18 protein-coding genes are annotated in these 20407 nt (G+C 69.3%); 9 read left to right on the top strand and 9 right to left on the bottom strand.

Annotation, left to right across the window (positions count from 1 at the left end; all coding sequences use genetic code 11):
- Positions 1-161: 161 nt before the first annotated feature.
- A complete protein-coding gene (gene fahA, locus J7I98_RS11085) occupies positions 162-1388 on the bottom strand; it encodes a fumarylacetoacetase (protein ID WP_214920465.1) in 1227 nt (408 codons plus the stop codon).
- Positions 1389-1560: 172 nt separating this feature from the next.
- Between fahA and J7I98_RS11080 the strand changes: the two genes are divergently transcribed.
- The 7 genes from J7I98_RS11080 (at position 1561) to J7I98_RS11050 (ending at position 9793) form a co-directional block, all read left to right on the top strand.
- Complete coding sequence (locus tag J7I98_RS11080; RefSeq protein WP_214920464.1) at positions 1561-2823, top strand: ATP-grasp domain-containing protein; 1263 nt, start codon at positions 1561-1563, stop codon at positions 2821-2823.
- Positions 2824-2845: 22 nt separating this feature from the next.
- Positions 2846-4045 carry an FAD-dependent oxidoreductase gene (locus J7I98_RS11075; protein WP_214920463.1) on the top strand — a complete coding sequence of 400 codons (1200 nt, stop codon included), beginning with the start codon at positions 2846-2848 and terminating at the stop codon, positions 4043-4045.
- A 265-nt stretch (positions 4046-4310) separates the two neighbouring features.
- The gene (locus J7I98_RS11070) at positions 4311-5321 is read left to right on the top strand and encodes a polyprenyl synthetase family protein (protein ID WP_214920462.1); all 1011 of its coding nucleotides are present in this window, start codon (positions 4311-4313) and stop codon (positions 5319-5321) included.
- A gap of 110 nt (positions 5322-5431) precedes the next feature.
- Complete coding sequence (locus J7I98_RS11065; protein ID WP_214920461.1) at positions 5432-6457, top strand: CHRD domain-containing protein; 1026 nt, start codon at positions 5432-5434, stop codon at positions 6455-6457.
- 242 nt (positions 6458-6699) lie between these two features.
- Positions 6700-7935 (top strand): DUF2092 domain-containing protein, encoded by a 1236-nt coding sequence (locus J7I98_RS11060; RefSeq protein ID WP_214920460.1) that lies wholly within the window; start codon positions 6700-6702, stop codon positions 7933-7935.
- 6 nt (positions 7936-7941) lie between these two features.
- Positions 7942-8901: an ABC transporter ATP-binding protein gene (locus tag J7I98_RS11055; protein WP_214920459.1), complete on the top strand. Its 960-nt coding sequence runs from the start codon at positions 7942-7944 to the stop codon at positions 8899-8901.
- Positions 8888-9793 carry an ABC transporter permease gene (locus tag J7I98_RS11050; RefSeq protein WP_214920458.1) on the top strand — a complete coding sequence of 302 codons (906 nt, stop codon included), beginning with the start codon at positions 8888-8890 and terminating at the stop codon, positions 9791-9793. Before J7I98_RS11055 ends, J7I98_RS11050 begins: the two co-directional genes overlap by 14 nt.
- Before the next feature lie 112 nt (positions 9794-9905).
- Here J7I98_RS11050 and J7I98_RS11045 read toward each other — a convergent pair whose 3' ends face one another.
- From J7I98_RS11045 to J7I98_RS11035, 3 genes are all read right to left on the bottom strand, one after another.
- Positions 9906-11243: a M28 family metallopeptidase gene (locus tag J7I98_RS11045; RefSeq protein ID WP_214920457.1), complete on the bottom strand. Its 1338-nt coding sequence runs from the start codon at positions 11241-11243 to the stop codon at positions 9906-9908.
- Positions 11244-11413: 170 nt separating this feature from the next.
- A complete protein-coding gene (locus tag J7I98_RS11040) occupies positions 11414-11920 on the bottom strand; it encodes a hypothetical protein (protein ID WP_214920456.1) in 507 nt (168 codons plus the stop codon).
- Between the two features lie 175 nt (positions 11921-12095).
- Positions 12096-12545, bottom strand: a complete 450-nt coding sequence (locus J7I98_RS11035; protein WP_214920455.1) for a VOC family protein — start codon at positions 12543-12545, stop codon at positions 12096-12098.
- A 25-nt stretch (positions 12546-12570) separates the two neighbouring features.
- Between J7I98_RS11035 and J7I98_RS11030 the strand changes: the two genes are divergently transcribed.
- Positions 12571-13215, top strand: a complete 645-nt coding sequence (locus tag J7I98_RS11030) for an ABATE domain-containing protein (RefSeq protein ID WP_251020464.1) — start codon at positions 12571-12573, stop codon at positions 13213-13215.
- Positions 13215-13643 (top strand): SRPBCC domain-containing protein, encoded by a 429-nt coding sequence (locus J7I98_RS11025; protein ID WP_214920453.1) that lies wholly within the window; start codon positions 13215-13217, stop codon positions 13641-13643. Before J7I98_RS11030 ends, J7I98_RS11025 begins: the two co-directional genes overlap by 1 nt.
- A 29-nt stretch (positions 13644-13672) precedes the next feature.
- On the opposite strand, the gene rarD is transcribed toward J7I98_RS11025, so the two are convergent.
- From rarD to J7I98_RS11000, 5 genes are all read right to left on the bottom strand, one after another.
- Entirely contained in the window at positions 13673-14677 is a 1005-nt protein-coding gene (gene rarD / locus J7I98_RS11020) for an EamA family transporter RarD (RefSeq protein WP_214920452.1), read from the bottom strand.
- Positions 14678-14906: 229 nt separating this feature from the next.
- Positions 14907-15965 (bottom strand): 2-oxoacid:ferredoxin oxidoreductase subunit beta, encoded by a 1059-nt coding sequence (locus J7I98_RS11015; RefSeq protein WP_214920451.1) that lies wholly within the window; start codon positions 15963-15965, stop codon positions 14907-14909.
- A complete protein-coding gene (locus J7I98_RS11010) occupies positions 15958-17919 on the bottom strand; it encodes a 2-oxoacid:acceptor oxidoreductase subunit alpha (RefSeq protein ID WP_214920450.1) in 1962 nt (653 codons plus the stop codon). Before J7I98_RS11010 ends, J7I98_RS11015 begins: the two co-directional genes overlap by 8 nt.
- Positions 17920-18136: 217 nt before the next feature.
- The gene (locus J7I98_RS11005) at positions 18137-18796 is read right to left on the bottom strand and encodes a response regulator transcription factor (RefSeq protein ID WP_214920555.1); all 660 of its coding nucleotides are present in this window, start codon (positions 18794-18796) and stop codon (positions 18137-18139) included.
- A 179-nt stretch (positions 18797-18975) separates the two neighbouring features.
- Entirely contained in the window at positions 18976-20322 is a 1347-nt protein-coding gene (locus J7I98_RS11000) for a sensor histidine kinase (RefSeq protein WP_214920449.1), read from the bottom strand.
- Positions 20323-20407: the final 85 nt, after the last annotated feature.

Here is a 20407-nt window from a genome sequence, read left to right as displayed (position 1 = left end):
ACCCCGGTCCTCAAACGCCGGACGGCTGGAAAGTCCAGACCGTCCGGCGTTTGAGGACACTCCCCCAGACTTCGTCCGGGGGGACCCCGGGATCTGGGGGCTTGCCCCCAGATTCGGGAAAGGGGCGGGGTGGGAAATAGCCCCGCAGGGAGCCGGGGGCGTCAGGCCGTCGGGACGATTCGGCCCGTTACCTCGCCCAGGCCCACCCTCGTGCCGTGCGGGCCCGGTGCCCATGCCGTCATCGTCACCTCGTCGCCGTCTTCGAGGAACGTGCGCTTCCCGGTGGGGAGTTCCAGCGCGTCGCGGCCGTTCCAGGTGAGCTCCAGGAGCGAGCCGCGCTCGTTGACCTCGGGGCCGCTGACCGTGCCGGAGCCGAAGAGGTCGCCGGTCCGGAGCGACGCGCCGTTCGCCGTCATCTGGGCGAGCTGCTGGGCCGCCGTCCAGTACATCGTGGAGAAGGGCGGCTCGGAGACCACCTGGCCGTTGATCTTCACCTCGATACGGATGTCGAAGCCGCCGGGCTCCTCTTCCTCCGAGTCGTCCAGGTAGGGGAGAAGCGGGAAGTCGCGGGCGGGCGGGGCGACGTGGGCCGCCTCAAGGGCTTCCAGCGGGGTCACCCACGCCGAAACCGACGTGGCGAAGGACTTGCCGAGGAACGGGCCGAGGGGGACGTACTCCCAGGCCTGGATGTCCCGCGCCGACCAGTCGTTGAGGAGGAACAGGCCGAAGACGTGGTCCCGGAAGGCGCCCAGCGGGACAGGTGTGCCGTGGGCGGACGGCGTGCCGACGACGAAGCCGACCTCCGCCTCGATGTCGAGCTTCACGGAAGGACCGAAGACCGGCGCCGGATCGGACGGAGCCTTGCGCTGCCCACTGGGCCGTACAACGTCCGTACCGGACACGACCACGGTGCCGGACCGGCCGTGGTAACCGATCGGCAGATGCTTCCAGTTGGGAGTGAGCGCGTCCCCGTCCGGGCGGAAGATCTTGCCCACATTGGTGGCGTGGTGCTCGCTCGCGTAGAAGTCGACATAGTCCGCGACGCCGTACGGCAGGTGCAGCGTGACGTCGGAGATGGGGTGCAGCAGAGGCTCTATGTCGGCGCGGTGCGCGGGGCTCGTGACCCACGCGGTGAGCGCGCGGCGCACATCCCGCCACGCTGTACGCCCGGCGGCCAGCAGGGGGTTGAGCGTGGGCTGGGCGAGCAGCGCGGCGTACGGAGAGCCCAGCGTGAGTGCGGCAGCACCCACGTCCAGCACATGGCCGCCGATGCGGACGCCGACCCGGCGGCGCTCGGGCTCGTCCGCCGTGGAGAAAACGCCGTAAGGGAGGTTGTGCGGGCCGAAGAGGTCGCCTTCGGCAAGGTCGAGCGGGCTCTGCTCGGGCATGGGTGCTGCCTCGCTTTCCAGGTCGTGAAGAGAACACGTTACGTGGGTGTCGGCTGCGACGGCAGTGCCTAAAGAGTTCGCAATGTCCGAAAAGCCCTTGCTGGAGGCAGGAATTCCGGCTTAGCGTCCTTTGGGACACGCGCTGGGGTGGGCCGTGTCGTAGGGGGGACAGGTGGCGAGCCGCAGCGCGCTATTCACGCCTGACCGGGACGTGCCCGGGCTGATCGTGAAGATCGGGAACTACCCGCTCCACCACGGCGGGGTGGGTGCGATCCGCAGCCTGGGGCGGCTCGGCATTCCCATGTACGCCGTCACCGAGGACCGGTGGACCCCGGCCGCCCTCTCCCGCTACCTGGAGCGCGCCTTCGTCTGGCCGACCACGGGCACGGAGGATCCCGGGCGGCTGGTGGAGGGACTGCTGCGGATCGGCCGCCGGATCGGCCGGCCCACCGTGCTCGTCCCCACCGACGAAGAGGCGGCCGTGCTCATAGCCGAGCACCAGGAGGAGCTCGCGGGCCCGTTTCTCTTTCCGCGCGTCGAGGCCGGGCTGCCGCGCCGCCTCGCCAGCAAGCAGGGGCTGCACGAGCTGTGCGTCGAGCACGGGGTGCCGTCACCGGCTGCGGCCTTCCCCGATGCGTACGCCGAGGTGGAGGCCTTCGCGGCCGAGGCGCGTTTTCCGGTGGTCGCCAAGAACCGGGAGGCGTTCGTACGGCGCAGGCGGCCCGCCGTCGGCGGTACGACGCGCATCGAGGGGCCCGCGCAGCTGCTCGCGCTCGCGCGCGGCTGGGGCGAGCATCCGGGCGTAATCCTTCAGGAATACCTGCCGCGCGAGGAGGCCGAGGACTGGATCGTCCACGCCTATTTCGACGCGGACAGTACGGCGCTGACGATGTTCACCGGGGTGAAGGTGCGGTCGTGGCCGCCGCACGCGGGGATGACGGCGAACGCGTATGTCGTCGACAACCCGGAACTGGCCGGGATCGCCGCCCAGTTCATCAAGCGAGTCGGGTTCAGCGGGATCATCGACCTCGATCTGCGGTTCGACCGGCGCGACGGGCAGTACAAACTGCTCGACTTCAATCCGCGGATGGGCGCGCAGTTCCGGCTCTTCGAGAACGAGGCCGGCGTCGACGTCGTCAGGGCGCAGCATCTGCATCTGACCGGACGCAAGGTCCCGGAGGGGGAGCAGCGGGCCGGTCACCGCTATGTCGTCGAGAACATCGACCTGGCGGCGCTCGTCGCATACCGGCGCAGCGGCTATACGACGCCGCACGCGCCCGTGCGGGCCGGCAGTACGGAGCTGGCGTGGGTCGCGAGGGACGACCTGCTGCCGGCCGTCACGATGCTGGCGCGGTTCGTACGACCGGGTGCCAGGCACCTGTACCAGATGTGGCGTGGTGCCCGTGCGAACCGCCCTGGCAGCCGCGCCGAGTGACACCCTGGGGAGGGGACTTCGCATGATCCGTCCGGTAGCAGTCATCGGGGCCGGGCCTTATGGCCTGTCCACCGCCGCCCATCTGCGGGCGCGCGGCATTCCGGTCCGCGTCTTCGGTTCGCCGATGGTGAGCTGGCGCGAGCGCATGCCCGCCGGAATGCTGCTCAAGTCGACGCCGGCGGCGTCCAACATCGACGCGCCGCAGCCCGGCCACGACCTGATCGACTTCTGTGCGGACACGGGGGAGCGGCGGTACGAGTCCGACTGGGACCTGGTGCCGGTCGAGACCTTCGCGCGGTACGGGCAGTGGTTCGCGGAGAAGCTGCTGCCGGACCTGGAGCAGGTGCGAGTCGTCTCCGTCGACCGTACGCGGGGCGGATTCGACCTGAAGCTCGATTCGGGCGAGCAGTTCACGGCGCGGGCGGTAGTGGTGGCGACGGGCCTGTCCGGCCTCGCCAGGATGCCGCGCGAGCTGGCGGCGGTGCTGCCCGACGGGCCCTCCGCGACGGGCCCCGTCTCGCATGCCGCGCAGCACCGCGACCTGTCCCGCTTCGCGGGCCGCGAGGTGATCGTCGTCGGCGCGGGGCAGTCGGCGCTGGAGAACGCGGTGCTGATGGCGGAGGCGGGTGCGTCGTCGGTACGGATCGTGGCGCGCGGCCGGGGCGCGGTGAGCTTCGGCGACGCCCCCGACCGGCAGTCGCGGCTGCGGCCCGAGACGCCCTTCGGGCGGGCCTGGTCGCTGTACGGGCTGACCTACCACGCGACGCACGTACGCCACCTTCCCGCGCCCGCCCGCCACTATCTGGTCCGCCGGGTGCTCGGCCCGCTCGGCGCGTGGTGGCTGCGTGACCGCTTCACGGCGGGACACGTACAGGTGACGGACGGCCGCCGTATCGTCCGCGCCCGCGTCGAGGACGGCCGCCCGGTCCTGACCCTGAGCGGCGGGCAGGGCGCGCAGCGCGAGCTGTCCGCCGACCATGTGATGGCGGCGACGGGCTACCGCATGGACGTGGCGGCGCTGGACTTCCTGGGCCACGAGCTGCGCACGGCGTTGGCGGTGACGCAGGGGGCTCCGCGGCTCGACGCGGGGTACGGGTCGTCGGTGCCGGGGCTGTACTTCACGGGGCTTCCTTCGGCGGCGTCGTTCGGGCCGGTCATGCGCTTCGTGTGCGGTACGGAGTATGCGTCGCCCCGGGTGGCGCATGCGGTGTCTGTGCGCTGACGGTGTCGATGTGCTGACGGGGGTGGCGCGGAGGGGCCGGGCGCTGCGCGAAGCTTCTCGTACCCCCGGCTGATCACGCCCGGGACAAAGTGCATACTCCCGGTCGTAGTAGCTGACCAAAGACCATACCGGGGCCCTTCGGGCTGTGCCCGAGGCCACGGGAAGGCGCTCACGGTGATCGAAAGCCGACCGGATACGCTGACTTGAGTGAAGACAGCGACACATCGACAATCCGTGTGATCGTCAGCAGACAGGAGTGACCCTCGTGACCGTCGTCGGGCCGTTCGGACTGAGCGTGCGGGACCAGGCTCTTGAGACCGATGTCCAGACCGGACTGGCAGCTGTCGAGGAGGGACTGCTCGACGCCACCAAGAGCGAGGTTCCCTTCATCACGGAGGCCGCGCAGCATCTGGTGCGGGCCGGTGGCAAGCGATTCCGTCCACTCCTCGTCATGCTCGCCTCCCAGTTCGGCGACCCGTACGCACCGGGCATCGTGCCGTCCGCCGTGGTCGTCGAGCTGACGCATCTGGCGACGCTGTACCACGACGACGTGATGGACGAGGCGGATGTACGCCGCGGAGTCGCCAGCGCCAATGCCCGCTGGGGCAACTCGGTCGCGGTCCTCACCGGTGACTTCCTCTTCGCACGCGCGTCGCACATCCTGGCCGACCTCGGGCCCGAGGCCGTACGCATCCAGGCGGAGGCGTTCGAACGTCTCGTCACGGGCCAGATCCTGGAGACGGCGGGCCCGCGCGACGACGAGGACCCCGTCGCTCACTACCTGGACGTCATCGCCGGCAAGACCGGCTCGTTGATCGCCGTGTCGGGGCGCTTCGGCGCGCTGATGTCGGGCGCCGACGAGCGCGTCGTCGACATCCTCACGCAGTACGGCGAGCGGCTCGGCACCGCCTTCCAGCTGGCCGACGACGTACTCGACATCGCGAGCGACAGCCACGAGTCCGGGAAGACGCCCGGCACGGACCTGCGCGAGGGCATTCCCACGCTGCCGGTGCTGATCCTGCGGGCGCAGGCGGCGGAGCACGGGCGGGCGGACGACCTGGAGCTGTGCGAGCTGCTCGACGGGGACCTCGCGGACGACGCCCGGCACGCCGAGGTGCTGAAGCGGCTGCGCGTACACCCGGCCCTTGAGCAGGCGAGGCGCGAGACCATCCGGTACGCCGAGGAGGCGCGGGCCTCGCTGGCGCCGCTGCCGGAGTGCTATGCGAAGGCGGCTCTGGAGGAGCTGTGCGACGCCGTGGTGCACCGCGCGGGATGATGTGACCCACGTCACATCATTGCTTTGAGTCGAGAGTCGGATCCGCTCCGTATTCATGCCCAGAAGCCGACGCAGGGGGTGTTGGCTCCGGAACGGGGAGATTTCCGATCATGGGCGGTATTGCGCAGCGTCGTAAGAGCATCATCATCGGCACCACCGCGGTCGCGGCGGCCGCGGGCATCACGCTCGGAGTCCTGCCGGCCTTCGCCGACGACGGCAGCAGCAAGGGCACTTCCGGACACGGCGGGCACAGCGCCGGGTCCTCCGCAGACGTGGCGGTGCAGAGCGGTGGCTCCGGCAGCAACAGCGGCGCCTCGTTCTTCGCGGCCAGCCTGAACGGTGCCAATGAGGTACCGGTGCAGGGCGGCCCCGCCGTCGGCGACAAGGACGGCGTCGCGCTGGAGTTCGTCAAGCTCAAGGGCAGCACGGTGTCCTTCGCCGTGAAGTGGCGCGGCACCGACAAGCCGACCGCCCTCCACATCCACCAGGGCGGCAAGGGTGTCAACGGCGGCATCAAGGTCGACTTCACCGGGCAGCTCGGCAAGGGCAAGGGGACGGGCAAGGGGCGGACCGCGACCGGTTCGGTCCAGGTCAAGGACACGGCCGTGCTGAACGCCTTCAAGGCCGACCCGACGGGCTTCTACGCCAACCTGCACACGGCCGAATTCCCGGGCGGCGCGGTGCGCGGCCAGTTCCACAAGGTGACCAATGCCTTCAACTTCGACCACGCCCTGAACAACTTCCAGGCCCCGGTGGTCAAGGGCAAGCAGATCTACGAGTGCAAGAAGGGGACCGACGGGAAGCGCTCGTTCCAGCAGCGCGATGTACGGGCCGTGCTGGCCGGACACATCTCCCACTCCTTCGTGAAGCCCAACTCCGGCACACCGCAGTGGGTCGCCCGGGACCACAGCGCAGTCACGGGCTCACTGATCAGCAAGTCCCCGAACGGTGACGGCAACATTCCGGAACTGGACCTCCAGGCAAAGCAGTCGGGCAAGAAGCACGGTCTGTTCGCGCATACCACCGAGATCCTGCGGCTGAACACCGTGGGTGGCGTGGCACCGGCAGGCAGCTGCAAGACCGGCTCCATCGAGGCCGTTCCGTACCAGGCCGACTACGTCTTCATTCAGCGCTGAGGCTGAAACGCGTAAATAGGTGCAAGGGGCAATCGGCGTCTTCCCTCACTCGTGGGGGGAGGCGCCGACGCCGTATGTCATCCCCGAGCAGTAGACGGAGTTGATCCCGGGGTCTGACGCTTCCGGCCTCCCGATTTGGTCAGATTGGGACACCACTCCCCACCAATTCGGGTGAGAATGGCGGCGCGGGGGTGGACGAGTGCAACTGGACGACGGCCGCCAACCACGGAGGTAGCGCACACATGGCACCGAACGACAGGGCACAGACCACCGAGGGGACCAAGGGCTTTGCCGCGAGCCGCCGGAAGGCCGCACGCTACGTCGTCCCCGTCGCGGTGGCGGGGGTGGCCGCGGCGACCATCGGACTCGTCCCGGCGCTCGCAAACTCGGGCGACCCCGATCTGCCGAAGATCACCGCCCAGCAGCTGATCGAGAAGATCGCGGCGTCGGACACGGAGCAGCTCTCCGGCACCGTGAAGATCAACACGGACCTGGGCATCCCGTCGCTGGGCGGCCTCGCCGAAGGGCTGATGCCCAAGGGGGAGGGCGAGGGAAGCGGCGCAGCGGCCGACCCTCAGGCCAAGCTGATGGAACTCGCCTCCGGCACGCACACCCTGCGCGTCGCGGCGGACGGTCCGGACAAGCAGCGGGTGTCGATCCTGGACGACGCGGCGGAGTACAGCCTCATTCACAACGGCGACGACGTGTGGGCGTACGACAGTGCCTCGAACGAGGCGTTCCATAGCAAGGGTTCGGCGGACGCGAAGGGTTCGGGCAAGGGATCCGCCCCCGCAACCCCCAAGGAGCTGGCCGAAGAGGCCCTGAAGGCCGCGGACGAGACCACATCGGTGACCGTCGACGGCACCGCGCAGGTCGCAGGCCGGGATGCGTACCAGCTGCTCATCAAGCCCAAGCAGTCCGGTACGACGATCGGGTCCATCAGGGTCGCGGTCGACGCGGAGAACGGCGTACCGCTCAAGTTCACGCTCTCGCCGAGCAGCGGCGGCAAGGCAGCGATCGACGCGGGCTTCACCAAGGTCGACTTCGCGAAGCCGTCCGCGGACACCTTCGACTTCAGCCCGCCCAAGGGCGCGAAGGTGACCGAGGAGGGCGAGGTCAAGGCCCCGGAGAAGGGCGAGAAGGGTGAGAAAGGGCTGGACGGCTTCGACGGCTTCAAGGGCGGCGAAGAGGACCTGAACAGCTTCGAGGGGCTCAACATCATCGGCGAGGGCTGGACCACGGTCGCCGAGATCTCCTCGCCCGGCGGCTCGGACGTCAAGGCGCCCAAGTCGGGCGATATGCCGCCTGAGGCAGAGCAGTTCATGGACGCGCTGGGCGACAAGGTCTCCGGCAAGTTCGGCTCGGGCACGGTCTTCTCGACCCGCCTCGTGAACGCCCTGATGACGGACGACGGCAAGATGTACGTCGGCGCGGTCACCAAGGACGCGCTGGTGCAGGCCGCCAACGCGGCCAAGTAGGCCCGTATGACCGAGCTGTCCGCCGCAGGCGAGGCCGTGATCGACACCCACGGGCTCACCAAGCGCTTCCGCGGCGGGCAGCTCGCCGTCGACGGACTCGACCTGACCGTCCCCGCCGGCAGCGTCTTCGGCTTCCTCGGCCCCAACGGCAGTGGGAAGACGACCACCATCCGGATGCTGATGGGCCTGATCGAGCCGACGTCCGGTACGGCGACGATGCTCGGCCGGCCGGTGCCGCGCGCCGCCCGCGCCGTGCTTCCGCATGTGGGCGCGCTGATCGAGGGGCCCGCGTTGTACGGGTTCCTGTCCGGCCGCGACAACCTGATCCGTTACGACTCCGCCGACCCGGCGGCCGACCCGCGCACCCGCAGGGCGCGCGTCGCGGCGGCGCTCGACCGGGTGGGTCTTACCGCCGCGGGGAGCAAGAAGGCCAAGGCGTACTCGCTGGGCATGAAGCAGCGGCTCGGGCTCGCGTCCGCGCTGCTCCAGCCGCGCCGGCTGCTGGTGCTCGACGAGCCGACCAACGGCCTGGACCCGCAGGGGATGCGGGAAATCCGTTCGCTGGTACGGGAGTTGGCAGCGGACGGCACGACGGTGTTCCTCTCCTCGCACCTGCTCGACGAGATCGAGCAGGTGTGCACGCATGCGGCGGTGATGGCCCAGGGGCGGCTCGTCGTGCAGGGTCCGGTCGCCGAGCTGGCGGCCGGTGCGCGCGGGCGGCTCGCCGTCAGCACACCGGACACGGGGGACGCCGCGCGCGTACTCAAGGAGCTCGGCGTCGGCGATCTGGCCGTCGCGGAGGACCGGGTAACCGGTGAACTGCCTCTGGGCGAGACCGAACTGGCCGACCTGAACGCCGCGCTCGTACGGGCCGGTGTGCGGGTGAGGTCCTTCGGCGTGGAGCGGGCCTCGCTGGAGGACGCCTTCGTGGCACTGACCGGGGAGGGTTTCGATGTCGCAGGCTGAGAGCGGGGTGCTGCCGGAGGTTCCGCGGGCAGGCAGCCCGCTGTGGACGCTCGGACTCTTCCGGTCCGAACTGACCACCACCTTCCGGCGCTGGCGCACGCTCGCACTGCTCGCCGTACTGGCTGCCGTACCCGTGCTCATCGGCATCGCCGTCAAGATCGAAACGAGCGACGGCTCGGGGATCAGCGGCGGTGGGGGTGCGGGGGAGGGCGGCGTCGCGGGCCCGGCCTTCCTCGCCCAGATCACCAACAACGGTCTCTTCCTGGTCTTCGCCGCCCTCGCCGCGACCCTGCCGGTCTTCCTGCCGATGGCCGTCGGCGTCGTCGCGGGTGACGCGGTCGCGGGCGAGGCGAACGCCGGTACGTTGCGCTATCTGCTCGTCGCCCCGGCCGGACGCAGTCGGCTGCTGCTCGCCAAGTACGCGTCCACGGCGGTGTTCTGCCTGGTCGCGACGCTGGTCGTGGCGGTGTCGGCGCTGGTGACGGGCGCCGTCCTCTTCCCGCTCGGCGAGGTCACGACGATCTCGGGTACGCAGATCAGCTTCGGGGAAGGGCTGGTACGGGCCCTGCTGATCGCGGCTGTCGTGGCCGCGTCACTGATCGGGCTCGCGGCGATCGGCCTGTTCGTGTCGACCCTCACCAACAGCGGGATCGCGGCGATGGCGGCGACGGTCGGGCTGCTGATCACGGTGCAGATCCTCGGCACGATCCCGCAGCTGCACGCGATCCATCCGTATCTCTTCCCGCACTACTGGCTGTCGTTCGCGGACCTGCTGCGCGAGCCGGTGTACTGGGACGAGATCCTGAAGAACCTCGGCCTTCAGGGGCTGTACGCGGCGGTGTTCGGCTCGGCGGCCTGGGCGCGCTTCACGGCGAAGGACATCACGGCCTGAGACGGTCCGGCCCCCGCCGGGGCCGGACCGTACAGGACTGAGCTGGACTGGGCTGAACTGGACTGGGCTGAACTGGGCTTGACCGGGCTGGACTGGACAGCTCTGGGCTGGACTAGAAGGTGAGCTTCCAGCTGTCGATGTAGCCGGTGTCCTGCGCGGCGATGTCCTGGACCTTGAGCTTCCAGACGCCGTTGGCCGCCTCGCTCGACGCGTCCACCGTGTAGGTGGCGATGACGTTGTCGGCCGAGTCGTTGCTGCTGGAGTTCTTCAGCCGGTACGCCGTACCGTCGGGCGCGACCAGGTCGACGACCAGGTCACCCCGCCAGGTGTGCTTGATGTCGACGCCCACCTTGAGGGCTGCCGGGGCATTGCCCGTACGGCCGGAGATGGTGACGGACGAGGTCACCGCGGCGCCGTTGTCCGGCACTGCGACGTCGGCGGTGTTCTCGTAGGCGTCGCCCGGCGGGACCGAGGGCTCGGTGCCCAGGGTCCAGATGGCGTGGGCGGTGGCGTCGCTGTTGCGGTCCAGGGCGGTGTCGTTGATGTTCGCCGTGGTGTCGCAGGAGGAGTGGTAGCAGCGGTCGAAGGCCGTGCCCGCGGTGCCGCCCCACTTCTGCGCCTGGGCGCTCGTCTTCGTACGGCTCGCACCGGTGAAGAGGCCGCCGACGGGTATGCCCACGTTCTTGAAGTTCGCGTGGTCGGAGCGGCCGTCGCCCTCGGTCTCGATCTCGGTCGGGACGCCGAGGCCCGCGTAGTAGTCCTTGAAGGTCTTCTCGATGGCCGGGTCGTCGTCGTAGACGAAGTAGCCCGGGTTCGGCGAGCCGATCATGTCGAAGTTGAGGTATCCGGAGAACTTCGAACGTTCCGTGGTGGGAAGGCTGTTGACGTACGCCTTCGAGCCGACGAGGCCGAGCTCCTCCGCTCCCCACCAGCCGAACCGCAGATGCTTTGTGGGCTTGAGCTGGGCGCGGGAGACGGCGAGCGCGGTCTCCAGGACGGCGGCGGAGCCGGAACCGTTGTCGTTGATGCCGGGGCCCGAGCTGACCGAGTCGAGGTGCGCGCCGGCCATCAGGATCTGGTTCGGGTCGCCGCCCGGCCAGTCGGCGATCAGGTTGTAGCCGGTCGCGCCGCTGGAGGTGAACGTCGTTACGGAGGTGGTGAATCCGGCGGCGTCGAGCTTGGCTTTCACGTAGTCGATGGATGCCTTGTAGCCGGGGCGGCCGTGGGCGCGGTTGCCGCCGTTGGCGGTGGCTATCGACTGGAGCTGGGTGAGGTGCGCCTTGACGTTGGCGAGGGGGATGTCGGGGGCCGCAAGGGCCGTGGTGGAAGCGGCTGTTGTGGCCGCTGTGGCTGACGTGGTTGCTGCTGATGCTGGTAGTGCGGTGGCGGCGGTCAGTGCGGCGACGGCCAGGACGGCGGCTGCCGTGGTGCGTCTGGAGAGCTTCTGCATTGTGGGGGCTCCGGTTCCGTACGGGGACAGACGGAAGATGCGAGACGCCTCGCGACGGCTGTGGCGCGGGGCGTTGGAGCTGATGGTGCAACGTTTGTGCGATGTGCGTGCTGAATGTTCGGCGCGGGATTGACTCTGCGTCAAGAGCGGAAACCGGTCAGCATTGTTCGCTATTCGGATGCCGGGCGGCGGGCCAGGTAGGCGAGGCCGCCGTGGGCTGTGGCCTCCGGATCGGAGTCCAGGAAAAGGGAGTCCCCGTCGAGGGTGAACTCGAAGATCTTCGCTCGCGGCTTCTCGGTGCAGACGATGCGCTGTCGCTCTTCGGCCTTGCCCGAGGAGACGATGAAGTCCAGCGAGCCGTCGCCCGCGCAGGCGGCCTCGATGATCAACGCCTTGTCGGGCTTCATTCCGCTTGAGCTGTTGGAGTCGTTGATTCCGCCCGATGCCGACAGCACGAACTTGCCCTCCCTGTCGAGGGTTTCCCAGTCCGTGAGGGCGGCGGCGGCACGCTGCGCGAGATCCTGCTCGGTCGGCGCCGACGACGCCGAGGGCAGCGCCGACGACGCCGCGGGCCGCGTCGACGGGTCGGCAGACTCGGCCGTGCACATCGCCGCCCCCGCGAGACTGGTGAGCGCTATGAGTGCCGCAGCCGCCGCCCGGCCGGTGGAATTCTTCATGGTGTCCCCCCATGGGTGGCGCTGGTCAGCGCCGGTCCCATGGACCATGCCGTCGGGCGGGCGCGGCGAACCCCGATTTGAGTGAAGTCAGAGCTTCCCGGGGCCGCTGCGCCTACTTGCCGCCTGCTGTCGGTCTGCTGCCCCGCCTATGTCCCGCCTGCTGTCCCGCCTGCTGTCATTGGACGCAGAACTCGTTGCCCTCGGGGTCTGTCATCACCACCCACTCCCCGCCGGGCTCCTTCACGAGGTGGGCCACGACCGCGCCGAGCGCCTCCAGGCGGGCCACTTCGGCCTCCCGCGCGCCCGGGTCGGCGTGCAGGTCGATGTGGAGCCGGTTCTTGACCGTCTTCACCTCCGGTACGCGCTGGAAAAGGATGCGGCGGCCGAGGCCCATACCGGTGTCCTCGTCGTACGGGTCGTCCGGATGCCGGACGGCGATCAGATCGCGCCAGGCGCGGCGGCCGTGGGAATCCACTGCGGCGGCGGGCGGCGCGGCGCCCATGTCGATGACACGCTTGATGAGCGCGCTGTTGTCCTCCAGCTCGTAGCCGAGGGCGGCTGCCCAGAAGTCGGCCTGGGCGTGCGGGTCGTTGGCGTCGACGACGAGTTTCCAGTGCAGGGTCATGCTAACCAGTTATAGTGGTTACGTGATGGAGCTCGCAACGGAAACGCCCGGACTGACCCTTCGTACCCCGGAGGGCCGCCCGTTTCTCTTCGACCCGGGCGCGCTCTGCCTGGAGCTGCTGCCGACCGGCGGGCCCGGCGCGCTCGCCCGGTACGAGGTGCTCCACGAACCCGCCGACCTGGTGCGCTGGGCGGCGGAGAGCCGGCTGCCGGGGGGTCTCGACCTGACGGTGAGCGCCGGCGAGCTGGCGGACGCGCACGCGCTGCGCAACGCGCTCCACCGCCTCGCCGCCGACCGGGCCCACGGCCGCGCCCTGGCCGCCGCGGACCTGGAGGTCGTCAACGCGCGGGCGGGCGGGGAGCCGCTGGCCGCCCGAATAGAGGTGGGTACGGGCTCGGGCGCCGTACGGAGATGGGCGCCCGGCGCGACCGGGGCCCGGCTGCTCTCGACGGTGGCGCGCGACGCGATCGACCTGTTCACCGGTCCGTATGCCCATCGCATACGTGAATGCGGCTCGCACGACTGCTATCTGCTCTTCGTCGACACCTCGCGGCCCGGGCGGCGTCGCTGGTGTGCGATGGAGCGCTGCGGAAACCGTCAGAAGGCGCGCGCGCATCGGGCCCGCCGGAGCGAAACCGAAGGAACTCAACGAAGCGAAGGAGCGACGTGATGGCGCCTACTGGACTCACGCAGGACGCGGGCTGGGAAATCGGGGTCTCCAGGACCCTGCCCCATCCGCCCGCCGCCGTATGGGAATTTATCGCCAGCCCCGAGGGCGTCGCGCTGTGGCTCGGGCCGGGCGCCGAGCTGACCGCCGAGAAGGGGGCGGCGTACCGTACCGCCGACGGCATCACCGGCGAGGTACGCAGTTACCGGCCGGGGGACCGTGTCCGCGTCACCTACGGGAGTACGACCGTCCAGGTCGCGGTCTCCGCAGCGGCGTCCGGGTCGGGGGCCGGGTCGAGTTCCGGGGCCGGCGAGAAGGCCGTACTCCGCTTCCATCAGGAGCGCCTCGCCAACGCCGGGGAGCGTGAGGCGCGGCGCGAGCACTGGCGTGCGGTGATGGACGCGATCGCCGCTGAGCTGGGGGAGGGCTGAGGGCCGGGCGCAGCGCGCCCGTCGGCACGTCAGCCCGTGGGCTCGACCGGAGCCGGAGCCGGAGCCGGCGCGGGAGCCGGAGTGACAGCCACCCCACCTGCAGGCACCTGAGCCCGCACCCGTACCGCCGCCGCCTGCGCCTCGGCCCGCCCCCGCCGGGCCGTCCGCAGCGCATCCCACGTGAGCAGCGCCAGCGCCGCCCAGACCAGCGAGAAGCCCGCCCACCGCTCCGGTGGCATCGCTTCGTGGAAGTACACGACGCCCAGGCCGAACTGGAAGACCGGTGCCAGGTACTGCAACAGCCCCAGCGTCGACAACGGCACCCGTATCGCCGCCGCACCGAAGCACACGAGCGGCGCGGCAGTCACGATGCCGGTCGCGGCGAGCAGCGCCGCATGGCCCGCACCCTCCACGCCGAAGGTGGCCTGCCCGTGCGATCCGATCCAGATCAGGTAGCCCAGCGCAGGCAGGAACTGGATGGCGGTCTCGGCGGCCAGTGACTCCACGCCACCCAGGTTGACCTTCTTCTTGACCAGCCCGTACGCCGCGAACGAGAACGCCAGGACCAGCGAGATCCACGGCGGCTTCCCGTACCCGACGGCCAGCACGAGCACGGCCGCGAAGCCGACACCGACCGCTGCCCACTGGGCGGGGCGCAGTCTTTCCTTCAGCAGCAGGACGCCGATGGCGATGGTGACCAGCGGGTTGATGAAGTAGCCGAGCGAGGCCTCGACGACCTGGCCGTTGTTGACGGCCCAGATGTACAGGCCCCAGTTGACGGTGATGACGGTCGCGGCGATGGCGATGAGCCCCAGCCTGCGGGGCTGCCGTATCAGCTCCTTGACCCAGCCCCAGCGGCGCAGCGCCAGCAGGGCGATGCCGACGACGGCCAGTGACCAGACCATGCGGTGGGCAAGGATCTCCAGGGCTCCGGCGGGCTTGAGCAGCGGCCAGAAGAGCGGGACGAGGCCCCACATTCCGTAGGCACCGATGCCGTACAACAAACCTGTCCGCTGGTCGTTGATCGCCTTCACTGACCCTCCCGTCGCGCACACATCATCGGTCGAAGGTACCGCCGCGACAGTGTGCCTGTCATGTCCGTAGACCGAAACGGTCATGACACGCGGAGTGGGGACGCGGACACACAGAGCGGATAGAACAGAGCGGATGCACAGAGCGGGTGCACAGAGGGGGCGCCCGGTCGGTGAGACCGGGCGCCCCCTCTGAATGTGCTGTATCTGCTGTATCTGCCGTACGTGCGTGTCAGCCGACGACGGTCCAGGTGTCATTGCCCGCGAGCAGCGCAGCCAGGTCGCCCTTGCCGTCTCTCTCGATGGCCTCGTCGAGCTGCTCGGCCATCAGCGTGTCGTAGACCGGCCGGTCGACATTGCGCAGGACCCCGATGGGCGTGTGGTGCAGCGTGTCCGGGTCGGCGAGGCGCGACAGCGCGAACGCCGTCGTGGGCGAGGCCGCGTGCGCGTCGTGGACGAGGATCTGCGACTCGTTCTCGGGCGTGACCGCGACGACCTTCAGGTCACCCGTGGCCGCATCCCTTACGACCCCCTTCGAACCCTCGGCCCCGAAGCGGATCGGCTGCCCGTGCTCCAGCCGGATCACCGCTTCCTCGGCCTGCTGCTGGTCCTTCAGCACCTCGAAGGCGCCGTCGTTGAAGATGTTGCAGTTCTGGTAGATCTCCACCAGCGCCGTGCCGGGGTGGTCGGCAGCCTGCCGCAGCACGCTCGTGAGGTGCTTGCGGTCCGAGTCGACCGTGCGGGCCACAAAGCTGGCCTCCGCGCCGATCGCCAGCGACACCGGGTTGAAGGGCGCGTCGAGCGAGCCCATCGGTGTCGACTTGGTGATCTTGCCGACCTCGGAGGTCGGGCTGTACTGGCCCTTGGTCAGCCCGTAGATCCGGTTGTTGAAGAGCAGGATCTTCAGGTTCACATTGCGCCGCAGCGCGTGAATCAGGTGGTTTCCGCCGATGGACAGCGCGTCGCCGTCACCGGTCACCACCCATACGCTCAAGTCGCGCCGCGAGGAGGCGAGTCCGGTCGCGATCGCGGGCGCGCGGCCGTGGATGGAGTGCATTCCGTACGTGTTCATGTAGTACGGGAAGCGGGACGAGCAGCCGATTCCGGAGACGAAGACGATGTTTTCCTTCGCCAGCCCGAGCTCGGGCATGAAGCCCTGCACGGCGGCGAGGACTGCGTAGTCACCGCAGCCGGGGCACCAGCGCACTTCCTGATCGGACTTGAAGTCCTTCATGGACTGCTTGGCCTCGGCCTTGGGCACCAGCGAGAGCGCCTCGTTCGCCTTAGGCATCGTTGGCCTCCTTGAGAGCCGTGGCGAGCTGCTCGGCCTTGAACGGCATTCCGTTGACCTGGTTGTACGAGTGGACGTCGACCAGATATCTGGCTCTGAGCAGAGTGGCCAGCTGTCCGAGGTTCATCTCGGGCACGACCACCTTCTCGTAACGCCCCAGAACGTCACCGAGATTCCGGGGGAACGGGTTGAGGTTGCGCATATGAGCCTGCGCGATGGGAATCCCGGCGCGGCGCAGCCGGCGTACGGCGGCCGTGATAGGCCCGTACGTCGAGCCCCAGCCCAGCACCAGGGTCTTGGCACCGTCCCGGTCGTCGACCTCCAGGTCCGGGACCTCGATGCCGCCGACCTTGGACTGGCGCAGGCGGACCATGAGGTCGTGGTTGGCCGGGTCGTAGGAGATGTTGCCCGTGCCGTCCTGCTTCTCGATTCCGCCGATACGGTGCTCAAGTCCTGGCGTACCGGGCACGGCCCACGGACGGGCGAGGGTCTGCGGGTCGCGCTTGTACGGCCAGAAGACCTCGGTGCCGTCGGCCAGCTCGTGGTTGGGCCCGGTCGCGAACTGCACGCGCAGGTCGGGGAGTTCGTCGATCTCCGGGATCCGCCACGGCTCGCTGCCGTTGGCCAGGTAGCCGTCGCTGAGCAGGAACACGGGCGTGCGATAGGTGAGCGCGATCCGCGCCGCGTCCAGGGCCGCGTCGAAGCAGTCCGCCGGGGTCTTCGGCGCCACGATCGGCACCGGGGCCTCGCCGTTCCTGCCGTACATCGCCTGGAGCAGGTCGGCCTGCTCGGTCTTGGTCGGCAGACCCGTCGAAGGGCCGCCGCGCTGGATGGCGACCACGAGCAGCGGAAGCTCCAGCGACACCGCGAGACCGATGGTCTCCGACTTCAGCGCCACGCCGGGCCCCGAGGTGGTGGTGACGGCGAGCTGGCCGCCGAACGCCGCGCCGAGCGCCGCGCCGATGGCCGCGATCTCGTCCTCCGCCTGGAAGGTCCGCACACCGAAGTTCTTGTGCTTGGACAGCTCGTGGAGGATGTCGGAGGCCGGGGTGATCGGGTACGAGCCCAGGTACAGCGGCAGGTCCGCCTGCTTACTGGCGGCGATCAGCCCGTACGACAGGGCCAGGTTCCCGGAGATGTTGCGGTACGTCCCGGTGGGGAATGCCTCGGTCGCCGGGGCGACCTCGTAGGAGACCGCGAAGTCCTCGGTGGTCTCGCCGAAGTTCCAGCCGGCCCTGAAAGCCGCCACATTCGCCTCGGCGATCTGGGGCTTCTTGGCGAACTTGGTCCGCAGGAACTTCTCGGTGCCCTCGGTCGGCCGGTGGTACATCCACGACAGCAGACCGAGCGCGAACATGTTCTTGCTGCGCTCGGCCTCCTTGCGGGAGAGCCCGAAGTCCTTGAGCGCCTCGATCGTCATCGTGGTGAGCGGCACCGGATGGACGTTGTACGCCTCCAGGGAGCCGTCCTCCAGTGGAGACGAGTCGTACCCGACCTTGGCCATCGGGCGCTTCGTGAATTCATCTGTATTGACGATGATCTCGGCGCCGCGCGGCACATCCCCGATGTTCGCCTTCAGCGCGGCCGGGTTCATGGCCACCAGGACGTTGGGTGCGTCGCCCGGTGTAAGGATGTCGTGGTCGGCGAAATGCAACTGGAAGCTCGATACGCCGGGCAGCGTGCCGGCGGGTGCCCGGATCTCGGCCGGGAAGTTCGGCAGGGTCGACAGATCGTTTCCGAAAGTCGCCGTTTCCGAAGTGAAGCGGTCGCCCGTGAGCTGCATCCCGTCACCGGAGTCACCCGCGAAACGAATGATCACCCGGTCCAGGCGGCGGATCTCTTTCCCGGAAGAACTCCGCACGCCGCGCTGCTCCCCGACGACGGCCTCATCGGCTCCGTCGACACCATCGGCTTCGTTGGCCTGCTCGGCCGGGCTACTGACCTGGCTGGTCACTGAACTGGACCTCCCTCGAGGCGGCTGTTCAGGAGTCGCCGGCCCACCGGCGGCCCCATGGCCCACCCTACGTCGGTAAGGGTGGCCTTCCCTGGACCGATCACATAGTGGTCCTGTATATGAGACGCCATGCTGTCCTGATTTGCCATGGTTCCATCGCCCCCCGGCGCTCTCTTCGAAGACGCTCCGTACTCGTCCGTTGGTTCTAGGACCGCTCTCAGGAATTCAGGTAGGTCAGTACTGCCAGGACCCGCCGGTGATCCCCTTCGCTCGGCGAGAGTCCCAGTTTCAGGAAGATATTGCTGACGTGCTTCTCGACCGCACCGTCACTCACCACCAGCTGTTTCGCGACCGCCGAATTCGTCCGGCCCTCGGCCATAAGACCGAGGACCTCCCGCTCGCGAGGCGTCAGTCCGGCGAGGACGTCCTGCTTGCGGCTGCGGCCCAGCAACTGCGCCACGACTTCCGGGTCGAGCGCAGTGCCGCCCTGGGCCACCCGGACCACGGCGTCCACGAATTCCCTGACTTCGGCGACCCGGTCCTTGAGCAGATATCCCACTCCGCGGCTCGACCCGGCCAGCAGCTCGGTGGCGTACTGCTCCTCGACGTACTGCGACAGCACCAGCACCCCGATTCCGGGATGGTCCTTGCGCAGCCGGACCGCCGCCCGTACGCCCTCGTCGGTGTGGGTCGGCGGCATCCGCACGTCGGCGACCACCACATCCGGCAGCATGCCTTGCTCTGCCAGGTCCCCCACCGTCTTGATCAGCGCTTCCCCGTCCCCGACACCAGCGACGACATCGTGCCCGCGGTCGGTCAGCAGCCGGGTCAGGCCCTCCCGAAGCAGCACTGAATCCTCGGCGATGACGACCCGCACCCTGTCCTCCACGACGCTGTATCCCCCATGCAAATCGATCGCTCCCCGTTCAACGGCCCCAGCATTCCAGCATCCGGACGCGTGCGTACCCAGGTGATGGGAAGAGTGGCGTACGACTCGGGGGAAGGGGTGGGGCGTTGCGGGGGCGGCGGGCGCGGGGGGCAGGCGAGGGGCGGGGGTCAGCCGCGCCAGGGCAGCTCCGCCGTGACGGTGGTCGGCCCGCCCACCGGCGAGTCGACCACCAGGATCCCGTCGACCGCGTCCAGCCGTTCCGCGAGCCCGGCCAGACCCGAACCGGACTGCGTGTCGGCGCCGCCCTTCCCGTTGTCGCTCACCTGGAGCATCAGCCGGTCCGCCGTGTGCCACACATCGATCGTGGCCCGGGACGCCCGTGCGTGCTTGCTGACGTTCTGCAGGAGTTCGGAGACCGTGAAGTACGCGATGCCCTCGATGGCCGGGGCTGGCCGCGACGGCAGATCCACCTCGACCTGCACCGGCACCGTGCACCGGGAGGCGACCGCGGACAGCGCCGCATCCAGACCGCGGTCAGTCAGGACGGCCGGGTGGATGCCACGGGCCAGGTCGCGCAGCTCCTGCAGAGCCACCTTCACCTCGCCGTGCGCCTCGCTCACCATGCGCGCCGCGGCTTCCGGATCCTCCGTCAGCTTCTCCTTCGCCAGGCCCAGGTCCATGGCGAGGGCGACGAGCCTGGCCTGCGCACCGTCGTGCAGATCGCGCTCGATGCGCCGCAGGTCCGCGGCGGCGGTGTCGACGACGACGCCCCGGTCCGACTCCAGTTCGGAGACGCGGGTGGCCAGCTTGGATGGGCCGAGCAGCCCGGCCACCATCAGAGCGTCCACGGTTGTCAGGGCCCGTATGACCCACGGCGACACGAGAGTGACGAGCAGGCCGAACGCACTGGTCGCCGCCAGCTCGACGGGACTGTCGAGGTAGAGGTTGTGCGTGCTGTCGCCGTACAGCTGGAGACCGTCCATCCCCGCGTAGACCGGGAAAACCCACTGCCACAGCGGGTACGTGAGCATGCCCCAGCCGAACGTCCAGAGGGTCACCGCGAGGGTGAAGGCGAAAATCCCCCAGGGCAGATGCAGCACGGCGTACAGCAGATGACGCCAGGACGCCCCGTTGTTGAGCATCGCGCCCATCCACGACATCGCGCCGCCACCGGGCTTGGGCCGCACGGGCGCGGGAGCCGCGACGTCGACCTTGAGCAGCGCCCGGGCGCGGGCCCGCTCCATCGCCCCGAAACCGCGGCAGCCCGCCAGGCCTGCCGCCAGGACCGGTACGCCGAGGAAGGTGATCAGCAGTGCCATGCCGATCGACGACATGGTGATCGCGAAGGTGAAGAGCACGATGCTGATCGGCAGACTGAGCATCAGGTAACCGAACTCGCGCCACGTACGAGCCTCGACCGGCGCGCGCAGCGCCGGGGGCAGGAAGTGCCTCCTCGGGGAGCTGCCCTCGGGCTCCCACTGGTCCCGCGTCTGCGGTGCGTACTCCGTGGCCATCGCTGCCGTCCGTTTCTGCTCTGGTGCTGCTGATTGGTTGCGTATCTCAAGAATGTTGGGACGGGCAGGCCGGGACCATGAGGCC

It is taken from the genome of Streptomyces sp. ISL-98 (assembly GCF_018614055.1).
Taxonomy (GTDB): domain Bacteria; phylum Actinomycetota; class Actinomycetes; order Streptomycetales; family Streptomycetaceae; genus Streptomyces; species Streptomyces spiramyceticus.
The sequence above is the reverse complement of the archived record's forward strand: the minus strand, read 5'-3'. Positions and strand labels throughout refer to the sequence as shown.